The following is a 13,630-nucleotide window of genomic DNA, read 5'->3' as shown; positions in this document are numbered from 1 at the left end:
GGCGGCGCTTCAATCGGCCCGTTCATAGGGACTTGGCCACAGGCCTTCGCGGTCATTGCGTATCACCTCTTTGAGCGACAGTACGCTCGCGTCTCCCCCTGTGAAGGCGGGGTCAGTCTTTTCGTGGCGGCGCAGTTCAAGTTTCGCAATCTGGTTTCGGTGGACCTCGTCAGGCCCATCAGCCAGCCGGAGCAGCCGGGCAGTTGCAAGGGCTGCAGAGAGAAGGTGATCGTTATTCGTGCCACCGCCGCCGAAGAGCTGAATGGCCCAGTCGACGACTTGCTGCGCCATGTTGGGGCCCGCGACCTTGATCATCGCGATCTCCTGCCTGGCGGCCTTGTTGCCGACGCTGTCCATCTTCTGAGCCGCATTGAGGGTCAGCAAGCGGGCCTGATCAATCAGGATGCGCGATTCAGCAATACGTTCGAGCGTGACGGTCTGCTCTGCCAGTGTTCGGCCAAATGGACGGCGTTCGGCGGCGCGCCTGCACATACGCTCCAGCACGCGTTCTGACAGACCGATAAGCCGCATGCAGTGATGGATTCTCCCGGGGCCCAAACGCCCCTGGGCAATTTCAAAGCCGCGGCCTTCTCCCAGTAACATGTTCTCTACAGGCACGCGGACATTCTCGAATACGACTTCGGCGGCGCGGTCGGGAACGCCGTAAAACCCCAACACCGGAATGGCACGAACGACCCGAACGCCCGGGTGATCGCGCGGAACGAGAATCATCGACTGCCGCGTATAGGGATTTTCATCCTCGGGCGCACTCTTGCCCATAAAAATGATGATCTTGCAGCGCGGGTCGGTGGCGCCGGTCGTATACCACTTCCGGCCATTGATAACATAGCTGTCGCCGTCGCGAACGATCGAGCTGGCGATGTTGGTCGCATCTGAGGAGGCCACTTCGGGCTCGGTCATTGCGAAGGACGAGCGGATTTCGCCTGCGAGTAGAGGCTTTAACCAGGTCTGTTTTTGCGCGTCAGTTCCATACCGTAGGATTGTCTCCATATTGCCGGTATCGGGCGCTGAACAGTTGAAGACTTCAGGCGCAAACAGGCTTCTTCCCATGATTTCACAGAGAGGGGCGTACTGTGCATTGGTGAGGCCACTTTCTGATTCAGATGCGGGTAGAAAAAGATTCCACAATCCTTCTGCACGGGCTACCGCCTTCAGCTCTTCGACGACCGGATACTCTTTCCAGGGGCCAAGGCGCTCAGCCTCCAGATAGTACCGACGCTCATTGGGGTAGATATGCTGCGCCATGAATGCAGAAATCCGCTCTGAAAGCTGAACGGTGTCTCTGGTGCCGTTGTCGATATTCAAGATTCAAGTTCCCTTTGCTGGTCAGGCCTGCGAACGCAGCTGCGCGATCAGAGTATTGCGACCGCCTAAAAAGTCGGCGGCACGAGGCCGCCGAAGGTAAGCGTGGTCTTGCCAGACCACTGCCGGAGGAGGGTGCAGCCGGTTACGCTCAACCGGCTGCGGTCGCGGGACTTCAGAATTCCCAGCGTCCTTCGACGCCATAGGTCTTCGGAGCGCCTGGATTGTTCATGAAATAGCCGAGCCCTGCGCTTGCGAGATCAAGCTGGAATACTGTGTATTCCTCGTCGGTGAGATTCTTGCCGTATGCGGCAATCGAGAAGCCGCTGTCGCCGAACTTGTACTGAACCCGAGCGTTCAGAAGGCCATACCCTTTCTGGCTAATGTACTGGACATAGTCCGGCGTGAGGGTCTGCGTGACACCGACATCGTAGATATCATCCTGGTAGTAGTAGTCGCTATGGAGCGTCAGGAGTCCGCTCGAGAACTGTTTCGAGTACGTGATGCCGACGCCGGCAGTGAAGGGCGGCGTTCTCTCGAACTTCTCGGCCGAACGGTCGAAGGTCCCGTTGACGCAGGGAACGACCGCTGTGGTCGGATAAGGCGTTGGACATTGCGACGTGAACTCGGTGTATTCCGCCTCGGTGATACCGACCGATGCATTGATTTCAAGCTCGTCCGTGAGAAGGGCCGTGGCCTCGATTTCCATGCCATAAATTTCGGCGGCGGCTGCGTTGATAGTGGTTGTGGCCACACCCCCGACGCCGTTCGGAACGAGGACGCTGCGCTGGATATCGGTGTAGTCTGAATAGAAGGCCGCGGCGTTGAGCCGGAACCGGTTGTTGAACATCTGCGACTTCAGACCCAATTCGTAGTCGATAACCTCCTCCGGCGCGAAACCGCCATAGGTGAAGGGGGTCGTTCCACGAAGGTTGAACCCGCCCGCTCGGTATCCTTTCGACGTCTTGACGTAAGTCATGAAGTCGGAGGTCCAGTCGTATTCCAGGCTGAGCAGATAATTGACCGCATCGTCGGTTCTCGACTGCGAGACAACGCAATCATCTGTCGGAGACAACCGGACGGGAGGTTCGCCGACACTCAGCGAACAAACACCTGCCGACCGGCTCTTGAGGTCGAGGGATTTTGTGTCTTCAGAATACCGGATGCCGACGGTTGCTGACAGCGCTTCGGTCAGTTCCACCGAGCTTTGAGCAAATACCGCCCAGCTCTCGCCCTCAAGGTCGCCGAGCGTCTGCGTCGGATTGTTGGGATTGAGCATTGGGAGCGCGATCGTGTCGTTGCCGTCCACACCTTCCTCCTCGAAGTAGAAGGCCCCGAGCGTGTAGTCGACCCGCCCATCGGACAACTGCCCATTCAACTGAAGCTCGTGCGTTCGTTGATCTGTGGCCGCAAATTGTTGTGGGTGAAGAATGGTGAACGGTGTGCCGTCATAGTCAAAGCGGCCGGTGTCGGACTCCATCGAGCGGTAAGCGCCGATATATTTCAGGTCCGCGAAGCCGAGATCATAGGTCACTGTCGCAGAAATTGTCTCCGTATTGACGGTCTGATTGTCATCGACATTGAGCGCGGAGTTATACAGGCCATCATTGGCATACTGACCGAATGTCTGCGAACCCGGAACGAAGGGTGCGGGACATGTCGGATCGAAGCCCTGCAGGCAACCGCCCGTCGACAATGCCGCGATGATCTCCGGGGCAGCGGGAAACGGCAGCGCGAATTCGAGATTGGACAGCGCGCCCGCCTGATCCAGATCGAAGTACTCGTACGACAGGAGAACTGACAGCTTGTCCGTCGGGTCGACTCGCAGTTTCGCTCGGAAGCTGGACGTGTTCTCTTCGCCGAGTTCGGTATTGAAATTGGTGTTGTCGAAATAGCCGTCATGTTTGGCGAAGGCCCCGGCCAGTCTGAGCGCGACGGTGTCGTTGACGAGCGGGAAATTGCCGACGAACTCTACATCGCGCTCATTGTAGTTGCCGAGCCGGGCCTGAGCATGACCGCTGATCCCATCATAGTTCGGATCGCCCGTCGAGATGCTGATGGCGCCGCCGGTCGTATTGCGTCCGAACAGGGTCCCCTGCGGTCCCTTCAGGACTTCAATACGGGAAATATCGAGCAGGTTGGCGTTCAGGCCATGCGATCGAGCCCAGTAAATTCCGTCGACGTACACACCGACCGAAGGGTCGAGCGTTGTCAGAACGTCGTTCTGGAACTGTCCACGAATGCCGAATGCAAGGGCGCCTGGTGAAGCCCCACCTTGCCCGATGTACACATTGGGCGCGGTGCTCTGCAGGTCCTTAACGTTGAAGACGGATTGTTCGAGAAGATCATCTTCCGATAAGACCGTTATTGAGATCGGCACATTCTGCGCTGACTCTTCGCGGCGTCGGGCCGTCACCAAGACAGTGTTCAAGGACCGCGTCCCATCTTCGGTTTGTTGTGGCGGGACCGTGTCGACATCAGAGTCCTGAGCAAAAGCGGGTGCGCTCAAGCTTGAGAAAGCAAGCGCACTGACCGATACACATCCGAATAAAATAGTTCTCATTTGACCCATTCCTCCTATTGGGGGCCTCTCCCTGAGCTGTTTTCCAGTCATTGGGCTTGAGGTCACCGCACCGTCAACTTGGACGGAATGCTGTTGCTTAGGAAGGCGCAAAGGCCTTAGCATTTATGCGGTTTATCTGGTTCGAAACGGCATTTTGGCAGGAAAGCGACGTCCGGCGCTCAGTCTGCAGGGCGACGGCTCAGATGTGCTTGGGTTCGAAGCAAAATGGGCCGGTCATCACTGAAGGGTTGCTGCAGGGAGGGCTCAACTGGTGAGCATGTTCACGCGAGCGTTCTGCGTCTCGTGCAGCTTGAAAAACCCTGGACGAAGGATAGTTATCGAGGTGCCCGGCAGGTCTGAAACTGTTGGCCCTGAATAAGGCGTGTCTCGCAGTTTTCGCGTAAGGCACTTCGCCTCATCTTGCCCGAAGGATCCTTCAGCGGAGCGGCGCTGAATTCAAACGTATACGGCAGTTTGTATCGCACTAGGCGCGCTGTCAAATGAGTTTCAATTTCGTGCGACGACGGCTTTTCTGCGCCGGGCACTAACTCGATGATGGCGTGTGGTACGCGGCCAAAATCAGCATGCGGAAGTCCGACGACTGCGCTGGACAGAACCGCTGGATGGGATTCCAGCGCAGCTTCAATCTCAGCCGGGTAGATATTGACCCCTCCACTGACAATCATGTCCGTGCGACGGTCGGCGATGTAGAGATATCCATCCTCGTCGAGATATCCCATGTCGCCGAGGGTTTCCCAATCATCGATTTTTCGCGCCATAGCGCCGATATAGCGATAGGATGCGGCCCTGCCTGCGGGCATCCGGAAGTAAACCTCGCCGATTTCGCCCTGAGGCAGGACCGCCTGATCTTCATTGACGATGCGGACGTCCTGGGCGGGTTTTCCGACCGAGCCGCGATGGTCGAGCCACTCCGTGCCGGTAATCAGCGTTGCGACGATACCTTCGGATCCGGAGTAGACCTCGAATATCTTCTCTGGCCCGAGCCAGTTGATCCACGACGCCTTCAGCCAGTCCGGGCATGGCGATGCCATATGGATCACGACTTCAAGTGACGAGATATCGTACCGGCTTCGAATACTGTCGGGCAGGTTCCAGATCCGGCTCATCATGGTGGGCACCAAATATGCCCAGCGAACCTTGTGTTTTTCGACTAGCTGCAACCAGTCTTCGGCTTCAAATTTCTCCATACAGATGACGTGTGCACCCCAGCAAACTCCCCAGTTCATCTGCATGAATCCGGCGCTGTGATAGGGCGGCGCGGGATGCAGCATGACGTCATTGAGCCTGATTTGGAGGAACGGGCTGGGTTCGTCCGGCAGCTGTGTGGACGGTCTGCCATCAACGATGATCTTCGGGCGACCGGTGCTGCCTCCGCTCGTGATCGCCTTGACGCTTGAGGCGATCGCTTCGGGCAGGGAGGCGTCAGACAGCGCCGGGTCGGGAATGAAGTCTCCGGGCAGCACGGCCAGTCCGGCCAGGACGCCGCGATCGCCGCCAATCAGGAGAACGGGAGCGGCAAGCTTGAGGATTTCCCGCAATTCATTGTCGGGCAATCTTGGAGAGAGCGGCATTGGCGTGGCGCCGATTTTCCAGATGGCAAAGGCGAAGACGTGATGTGCCGCGCTGTTGGGTAAACAGATCGCAACGAGGTCATTCTTCTTCACACCCCGGACCATCAGCGCCCTGGCCATGCGGTTGGCCTGCGATTCAAGCGCGCGCCGCGTCAGCGTCGTGTCGCCAATCGTGTAGCAGGGCCGATCGGGATCGAGCTCGGCACGATAGCTCAGTATCCACCCCAGCCCACGCGGGATTGTGGTAGCTTCTCCTGATTGTGTTGCGGCGGTCATTGGCAAATACCCTGACGATGTGTCGAACTAGGTGGAGGTGCCTCCCGATGGACCAGAAGGTCAGAGCTTCAGGAAGACCGATTTCGTTTGCAGGTACGCATCGAGACCTTCAAGTCCGTGCTCCTTGCCGAGACCTGATTGTTTGAAACCGCCTGAGGGGATTGAAAGGTCCGAGGCAAGTTGGCAATTCAACCAGATCTGACCCGCCCTCATCTGGCGTGCCATGGTGTGCGCGGTGGTAACGTTCTGCGTCCAGATCGCTGCGGCCAGGCCATAATGGGTGTCATTGGCCCAGCTCGTCACTTCGTCGATGTCATCGAAGGGCGTCACCGCCACAACCGGTCCGAAAATTTCTTCCCGCATGACCCGCGACGTCGCGGGTGCGTTGGCGAGCACGGTGGGCTGGACGAAGAAACCCTCATCTCCCCATCGCTTGCCACCGGTTACGATTTCGGCGCCCTGGGGCTCTGCGCTCTCGAGCAGGTTGGATACGTGTTTCAGCTGCTTGGCCGACACTAGAGGGCCGAGATGGACGGATGGGTCGAAGCCGCTGCCAAGTTTCAGGCTCCGGGCATGCTCGCTCAATCCCTCGACGACTTCATCGTAGACCTTGCGGTGAGCGTACACGCGCGAGCCAGCCACGCACATTTGTCCTGAGCCCTGAAAGACGCCTTGTGCCGCACCGGCGAGCGCGTTTTCGATATTTGCATCATCAAAGATAATAACCGGTGATTTCCCGCCAAGTTCGAGCGTGAGATGCTTCAGCGTCTCGGCCGACGAGCGGACAATCTTCTTGCCGACAGCGGTCGATCCTGTGAAGCCGATCTTGTCGACATCAGGATGGTCGACGAGCGTTTCGCCTGCGACGTCTCCCAAGCCCTGTACGATATTGACAACGCCAGCGGGCACGCCGGCCTCGATCAAAATTTCGCCCAGCATCACGGCAGTCAAAGGTGTCTCTTCTGAGGGCTTCAACACGCAGCTGCAGCCCGCGGCGAGGGCCACGGCAAGTTTAGCGCAGGCAAAGTAGAACGGTCCATTCCACGGAACGATCAAGGCGGCGACGCCCATCGGTTCGCGGATGGTGTAGGCGTGGAAATTTCGGGTCGGCGTATCAAGATTGGTGGTGATGCCCTGAATCTTGGAGGCCCACCCCGCGTAATAGCGGAACACATTCGCTGACATGCCAAGCGTCCATTGAGCGACATAGACGGGCATGCCTTGGTTCAGAACTTCTATTTCGATGATGTCGGCGGCACGGCTGTCGATTATATCGGCAATTTTCCAGAGAATCTTTGCGCGGTCTGTCGGGTCGATGTCCAACCAGACGCGGGTGTCAAATGTGCGGCGCGCGGCGGCCACGGCTTTGTTCACATCGTCGGCTGAGGCGTCTGCGCTCTCGGCGACCTGCTTGCCCGATGCAGGATCGAAGACGGCCAGGGTTTTAGACCCGCTGCCGAGTGTCCATTCTCCATCAATCAGCAAGGGCTGCGTCCGCTTCAAAAAGCTCGCTGCTTTTTCGGAGATGGGCGAGGGGCTTAGGATCTGTTGCATGGTGTCCTCACAGGTTTACGTCTTGTTGCTGCGGCGGGTGAGTTGCGCTTGCCCGGACCGACAATCCGGAAGCGACGGAAAAAGCAAGTTGTCCACGTATACTTGGCCGTAGTTCAGGCCCGTTGAAACCCCGGCATTCATGCCATTTTTATTGTGGCTGAAAAGCGATGCGCATGGTCTCGAAATTGCGATGGTTTCGGTTCTGGACGTCGCCTTTATCTGGGTTGGTTATGGTCTTTCGCTGCTGCCGATCTCGTCGATCAAAGTGGCGAATCCTTCAGCGAATGACGTTTTGCAAGGGCCTGTTATGCTGCGCCGAAGCGCCGAATCTGCAGCATTGCCCTGTGGCACTCCGTCTTTGGTTTCTGACCGGTAGCGGGCCGGTCGACCATATGCCACTCCGATCTGATCCAGCGAATCCTGCGACGAAACGGTATCATCTCCGCACCAGTTTACGGTCAATGCGGGAATGGTGGCGGCTTCGAGAAGCGGTTCGATTTGCGCGATCATGTCGTCTGTGTGGATAGGTGAGTGAAGGTTCGGATTGCCCGGCAAGACGGTTTCTACGCCGTTCATGACGTTTCGGCACAAATGACCGTGATAGGCGGTAACCGGACCCAGAACCGTGTTCAGCCTTGCTATTGTAACTGGCAAATTGAAGGCGCGCGCGCAAAATCGGGAGACGGCTTCGAGGCCAAGCTTGGTCACCGGGCTAGTCGCAGCATAGGCTGAACTGGCCCGGCCCACTGCATCGCTTTCCTTGAACCTGTGGTGAGGGTCATCGTGCGCGGAATATATGCCCATGGAGGACGCAATCAGAGCGGCTTTGGCACTGGCGCAATGTTGCAGAAGCAGGCCCGCCCCGACGACATTGACCGCGATCGCCTTGTCGAGCTCATCAAGGCCGGCTCGCATCCAGGCGAAGTGAAGGATGAAATCGGGATCCTTGGGAACGTTTGAGAAGTCACCTGTTTCGAAATCGGCCGCGCAGGAGGTGATACCGGCCGCCGAGATCCGGTCGCGGTCGCGGCGGTCGGCGAAGCGCGCGACGCCGTACACCTCATTGTCGCTAGCCAATGCGCGCGCGATCGGTTCGACGGCCTTCCCGGTCACGCCGGTAATAACGATCTTCTTGCCTGTGAGCATGTGTGGTTCCGGACCCTCCTTGCGTCAGTCCTCCGGTGAGAACTGACTAGTCGTAACGAGCCCTCGGCGAGGGATTTACCGGGAAACGCGATTGGGCGCTGCGGTCCAGCCTCATTGTCCGGCACTAGGACTTTAAGCTTCGATCGGGCTTGGCGTTAATGCCATGATGTCCATCGATTGTTTCTGATCCACATTAGCCGACTGTCAGGCGCACGTCCTAGGGTGACCAACCAATTGCTTCGTGATTGGCGTCCGGTCGCGAGCAACGCTCCCCCGGTCTCCAACAATCGGATCTCCGTACCGCGGGTTTGCGAAAGGGCGAACGAAATGCAGACCAGACAAGGTCCCTATCGTTGGTATGTCCTATTCGTCCTGACTGCGATCTTTACGACCCATTACATTGACCGGGCGGTAATTTCTGTCCTGATCGAGCCCATAAAGCAGGAGTTCGGTCTTTCGGATTCTGCGCTCGGTTTGCTGTCGGGACTGGCGCATTCGGGCGCGCTTGCTCTGGTCGCGCTGCCAATGGGGTGGCTCACTGATCGCACCAACCGTGTGCGGCTGATCGCGGTTGTGGTGACGGTGTGGAGTGGTCTGACCGCATTGGGAGCGCTGTCGACCGGATTCGTATCGCTTTTACTGATGCGCATTGGCGTTGGTGCAGCCGAAGCGGGCGGTCCACCAGCGAGTGTTTCGATTATCGGAGACCTTTTCGAGCGCAAGGAACTGCCCACGGCCATGGGGATCTTCTACCTGGCCATGGGCCTGGGAACCGGGCTCATTTTTCTGGTCGGCGGCTTTGTTGCGCAGTATTATGGCTGGCGCGCTGTCTTTCTCATCGCCGGGATTCCCGGCTTCGTTTTCGGCGTGCTGGTCTTGACGACGATCAAGGAGCCGACACGGCGCGCGGCTGCAAATGTCGGCGCTACGAAACCATCGTTCGGCGCGGTTGTCCGTGAGATGTCGCGGAACAGGGCGCTGCTGTTCACTGTGATTGCCGGAACTTGCGCGTCTCTTGCGCACGCGTCTCTTATTACGTGGATGGGCCCGTTCCTGATCCGGGTGCGCGAGTTCAGCCTTGGCGAGACCGGGATCGTCATGGCTTTGGCAACCATTGGTGGCAACACAGTCGGCTCTCTGGTCGCTGGGTTTGCGACACCTGCGTTGGCGCGCGACAAAATCTCTCGAACCTACCGTTTTCCCGCTCTCCTATTATGTTTGTCCCTGCCGGTGTGCTGGCTTCTTGCATCGGTGCCCGGACAGCCAGCAGCGATCGGCTTTGTCATCCTGCTCAGCGTCATCCTGGGGGGCTGGGCTGGTCAGGTAACCGCTGTGGTCCTCGCATCCTCGCCCACAAGCATGCACGGCACGGTCAGCAGTACATACTGGATGCTCGCCAATCTTGTCGGTGTGGGCGTCGGGCCGGCCGCGATTGGTCTGATGAGCGATGTGGCGGGGTCGCTTGGCGTTGCCATGACGATTGGCGCGTCTATCAACGTTGTGGCAGCCTTGTTTCTCTTCCTGGCTTGCCGGTACCTGAAAGCGGAGAATGAGCCCGGCGATGTTCCTGATGTCGAGGGCCTCATTCCGAGCGGAAATGAGCCGAGCAATCGCTGACTGCGCACCGAAGCTCGCAGTGCATTTATGTCTCTCTGACGCAGGGAGGTGCAAGATCAGCATTTCAGGGCGGGGGGTGCCAATGCTCTCTAATGCGGAGGCTTGCCGCCGGAAGGCGTCGGCCGCTCGGTCCACCATGTAGCCCCGGGGCACCATTTTACATGACCCATATCGCTCGCCATATTTCCCTTCTCTGCTTCGCCGGTTGCGTCCTCTTTGGTGTATCCAGTTGTTCGCCAGATGCGGGGCCGGCGGTCGGGGAACAGGCATCAGGGCTCGCGGAAGTTATTGATTGGCCGGGCTATGGTGGCCCATCGGGCGAACAGCATTTCAGCCCGGCAGGTGAGATCAATCTCGACACCGCAAACCGGCTCGGACTTTTATGGTCGTATGACCTCGACAGGGAAAATTCCGTTTCGCAACCACTCGCGGTCAACGGGATCCTGTACGTCACAACGGGTCGAAGTAAAATCACAGCATTTGATGGGGCGTCGGGCGATCTTATCTGGCAGTTTGATCCGCAGATCCTGGAGACAGCCGGCCGCGCTCTCAGGAGCAGTTGGGGCAGCCGCGGCATCACCTACTGGCAAGGCAAGCTCTATACGGCCACCGTCGATGGCGACTTGATCTGCGTCGATGCGCAGTCCGGCAAGCAGCTATGGTCGGTTGCCACGCTGGATCCGGAAACCGGGCTTTATATCACGGGTGCGCCGCGCATGCTGGATGGCGCGGTGATCATCGGCAATGGCGGCGCAGATGTCAGCGATGCCCGTGGATATGTCACAGCCTATGACGGCAACACCGGCGAACAGCTCTGGCGGTTCTATACAGTGCCGGGAAATCCCGCTGACGGTTTTGAAAGCGACGCGATGGAAATGGCTGCTGGAACCTGGAACGGCGAATGGTGGCGCTATGGCGGCGGCGGCACTGTCTGGAATGCTATCACCTATGATGAGAATCATACGACGGTCTATCTCGGCGTCGGAAATGGTGCGCCGTGGAACCACAAGATTCGCAGCGCGGGCGAAGGTGACAACCTCTTCCTCGCCTCAATCGTGGCCCTGGACGCGGAGACTGGCACCTACAAATGGCATTACCAGGTCAATCCGGGCGAGACGTGGGATTATAACGCGTCAATGGACATCGCCCTGGCATCGCTCACGATCGATGGTGAAGCGCGCGATGTCCTCCTGCATGCGCCAAAAAACGGCTTCGTCTATGTCATCGACCGAACGAATGGCGATTTCATTTCGGCAAAACCGTTCGTGAAGACGACTTGGGCTTCGATGATCGATCCAGAGTCGGGACGACCGGTCGAAGACCCAGCAGCCCGATATCCGGATGGCGAAAGTTTTGATCTTTTCCCTGGCACCTTTGGCGCGCATAGCTGGATGCCGATGGCGTTCAGCCCGCAAACCGAGCTGGTCTACATTCCGACCAGTTTCATAGGATCGCGCGTCTCAAGCGGCGGCATCGAAACAGAACATTGGGAGCGCTATCCGGGGTTTGGAGCTGACGGAGGCATGTCGGCTGCGCCGGTCTGGGACGAGACAAATCCGTCGAGAAGTGCACTGACGGCCTGGGACCCGGTTCACCAGTCTCTCGCGTGGCAAGTGCCGACGACCGGTGTCACGGGCGGAGGCGTGATGGCGACCGCAGGTGACCTTGTCTTCCAAGGCGAAATCAACGGGACCTTCAATGCGTATGATGCATCGACAGGCGACCTTGTCTGGTCATTCGACGCAAAGGCACCGATCCTTGCGCCGCCCGTTTCGTTTTCCGCCGCGGGACGGGATTTCATCGCCGTCCAGACGGGCAGCAGTACCGGAGCAGCCGCCCTCGGAACGTTCTTCGAAGACATCGATATTGACTACCGGAACATGTCCCGCCGCGTGCTTGTTTTCGCGCTTGATGGTACTGCCAACCTGCCTGACCGGCAGCCGATCTCGCTGAATGCGATCACAGACCCGGACTTTGACATCGGAGCCCGTCCATTGATGGCTGGCGCTATCGCTTACGGTCGCCGATGCGCACACTGCCACGGTCTCGGCGGCGTCGCAGCCGGTTCAGCGCCAGATTTGCGTGCCTCGAGCACGATACTGGACGACGAGGCATTTGCGGCAATTGTGCGTGAAGGTGCGCTGCTTGGGAATGGAATGCCACAATTTGGCGAGCTCGATGACGAGACCTTGCTCGACATGCGGCACTATCTGAGATTCGAATCAAGTCAGATGCGGCAATGACCGCCGGGCCTTTCACCAACAAGGACGAGCAGGCCGTTCCATCGGTATCAGATGAATTCAAGCGGGAGCGACTCCAGCGCGATAACGCCAGAGCCTGAGCTTCGCGGTTCCGCGCCATCCTTCAGGCGAAACACCGGAAGGCGCGTGGTCCAGGCGGTGAGCGCGGCCGTCAGTTCGCGTCGAGCCAGATGCGACCCGATGCAACGGTGAGGCCCGAACCCAAACGCGCTGTGACGAGCGCTCTCGCGATCAAGATCGACCTTCGCAGCGTGCGGGCATTCCCTCGGGTCGCGGGAGGCGAGAGACGTTGGCAGGGCCAGCATGTCCCCTTCGCGGATTTGGACGCCGGCGATTTCGACGTCGCGCGTGGCCCGGCGGCCCGTCGTCACGACATTGTAAACGCGCAGTAATTCTTCGATTGCGCCAGGAATGAGTGATGGGTCGTTCCGCAGGCGCTGCTGTTCTTCAGCGTGTCTGGCGAGATGCATGAAATGGTAGCCAAGTGTGCTGGTGACCGTATCCAGGCCTCCGATGAACATCATGAAACAGATTCCCATCACCTCGTCGTTCGTGAGCGAACTGCCAGCAACCTCGGAGTAAACAGCGAAGCTGATCAGGTCGTCACCGCGGTTACGGCGCCTGTCTTCGATCTGGCCGAACAGATAGTCCCGCAATTGCCGGATCGCCGCAATCTGGGCGTCGCCGGAATTGTGCAGGATATTCTCTTCAATCTCGATGAAGTGATCCATTTCGTCGAGAGGTAGGCCGAGCAGTTCGAGGAAAATGCTGACGGGGTAGGGGCGCGCAAATTCCGTGATGAATTCGACGCTTTGTTGGCTGGCGAGAGCCGCCGCCATTTCATCGGCCCGCTCAAGAATGACCGCTTCCATGCTCTTCATCGACTTCGGCGAAAAGGTTGGATTAAGCAGCGTGCGGAACTGGCTGTGAAGCGGGGGATCGAGGTCCACCGGGATGAGCGTCCAGTCCTCACCGATCGCTTTCGCGAAAGGTCTCAGGCCGCCGCTGGCAAATGTCTGGGGATCCTGCAGGACAGCGCGAATGTCGTCGGCGCGCGTAAACACCCAGACGCCTTGACCGCCCATGCCCCGTGGAAAAGGTGTGAAGAAGGCGCGATGATCTGTCCGAAGCGAGTCCAGCCGGTTGTGCGGATCCCTGGAAAATTCCTCATCGGAGCGAAAGTCAAACGGGACGATCAGTTCGGCCGGAATGTGAGGCGGTGCTTGCGGAATCGTGGGTTCGGTCTGCATGGTGTCTGCTCACATTTCTGATAGTTGAACAATAGAATTGGCAAACTT

Annotated in this window: 8 protein-coding genes; 2 read left to right on the top strand and 6 right to left on the bottom strand. The window is 58.4% G+C overall.

Annotation, left to right across the window (positions count from 1 at the left end):
- Positions 1 to 9: 9 nt before the first annotated feature.
- From HJO_RS05140 to HJO_RS05120, 5 genes are all read right to left on the bottom strand, one after another.
- Complete coding sequence (locus tag HJO_RS05140; protein ID WP_422120069.1) at positions 10 to 1,320, bottom strand: acyl-CoA dehydrogenase family protein; 1,311 nt, start codon at positions 1,318 to 1,320, stop codon at positions 10 to 12.
- Between the two features lie 178 nt (positions 1,321 to 1,498).
- On the bottom strand, positions 1,499 to 3,895 hold the full coding sequence (locus HJO_RS05135; protein WP_162173775.1) for a TonB-dependent receptor: 2,397 nt from the start codon (positions 3,893 to 3,895) through the stop codon (positions 1,499 to 1,501).
- Positions 3,896 to 4,221: 326 nt separating this feature from the next.
- Positions 4,222 to 5,754 (bottom strand): AMP-binding protein, encoded by a 1,533-nt coding sequence (locus HJO_RS05130; protein WP_051618268.1) that lies wholly within the window; start codon positions 5,752 to 5,754, stop codon positions 4,222 to 4,224.
- A gap of 60 nt (positions 5,755 to 5,814) precedes the next feature.
- Positions 5,815 to 7,308 (bottom strand): aldehyde dehydrogenase family protein, encoded by a 1,494-nt coding sequence (locus HJO_RS05125; RefSeq protein WP_035614674.1) that lies wholly within the window; start codon positions 7,306 to 7,308, stop codon positions 5,815 to 5,817.
- A gap of 228 nt (positions 7,309 to 7,536) precedes the next feature.
- Complete coding sequence (locus HJO_RS05120) at positions 7,537 to 8,454, bottom strand: NAD-dependent epimerase/dehydratase family protein (protein ID WP_035614673.1); 918 nt, start codon at positions 8,452 to 8,454, stop codon at positions 7,537 to 7,539.
- 222 nt (positions 8,455 to 8,676) lie between these two features.
- Here HJO_RS05120 and HJO_RS05115 point away from each other — a divergent pair, with 222 nt between their 5' ends.
- Complete coding sequence (locus HJO_RS05115; protein ID WP_156945424.1) at positions 8,677 to 10,071, top strand: spinster family MFS transporter; 1,395 nt, start codon at positions 8,677 to 8,679, stop codon at positions 10,069 to 10,071.
- A gap of 161 nt (positions 10,072 to 10,232) precedes the next feature.
- Positions 10,233 to 12,314, top strand: a complete 2,082-nt coding sequence (locus tag HJO_RS05110) for a PQQ-dependent dehydrogenase, methanol/ethanol family (protein WP_051618265.1) — start codon at positions 10,233 to 10,235, stop codon at positions 12,312 to 12,314.
- Positions 12,315 to 12,361: 47 nt separating this feature from the next.
- Here HJO_RS05110 and HJO_RS05105 read toward each other — a convergent pair whose 3' ends face one another.
- On the bottom strand, positions 12,362 to 13,582 hold the full coding sequence (locus tag HJO_RS05105) for a cytochrome P450 (RefSeq protein ID WP_035614669.1): 1,221 nt from the start codon (positions 13,580 to 13,582) through the stop codon (positions 12,362 to 12,364).
- Positions 13,583 to 13,630: the final 48 nt, after the last annotated feature.

Source organism: Hyphomonas johnsonii MHS-2, assembly GCF_000685275.1.
GTDB classification, from domain to species: Bacteria; Pseudomonadota; Alphaproteobacteria; order Caulobacterales; family Hyphomonadaceae; genus Hyphomonas; species Hyphomonas johnsonii.
The sequence above is the reverse complement of the archived record's forward strand: the minus strand, read 5'-3'. Positions and strand labels throughout refer to the sequence as shown.

Bases quoted from the DNA above. Each gene is read 5' to 3' on its own strand.
- HJO_RS05135 (WP_162173775.1), bottom strand. From the start codon at position 3,895: ATGGGTCAAATGAGAACTATTTTATTCGGATGTGTATCGGTCAGTGCG.
- HJO_RS05130 (WP_051618268.1), bottom strand. From the start codon at position 5,754: ATGACCGCCGCAACACAATCAGGAGAAGCTACCACAATCCCGCGTGGG.
- HJO_RS05125 (WP_035614674.1), bottom strand. From the start codon at position 7,308: ATGCAACAGATCCTAAGCCCCTCGCCCATCTCCGAAAAAGCAGCGAGC.
- HJO_RS05120 (WP_035614673.1), bottom strand. From the start codon at position 8,454: ATGCTCACAGGCAAGAAGATCGTTATTACCGGCGTGACCGGGAAGGCC.
- HJO_RS05110 (WP_051618265.1), top strand. From the start codon at position 10,233: ATGACCCATATCGCTCGCCATATTTCCCTTCTCTGCTTCGCCGGTTGC.
- HJO_RS05105 (WP_035614669.1), bottom strand. From the start codon at position 13,582: ATGCAGACCGAACCCACGATTCCGCAAGCACCGCCTCACATTCCGGCC.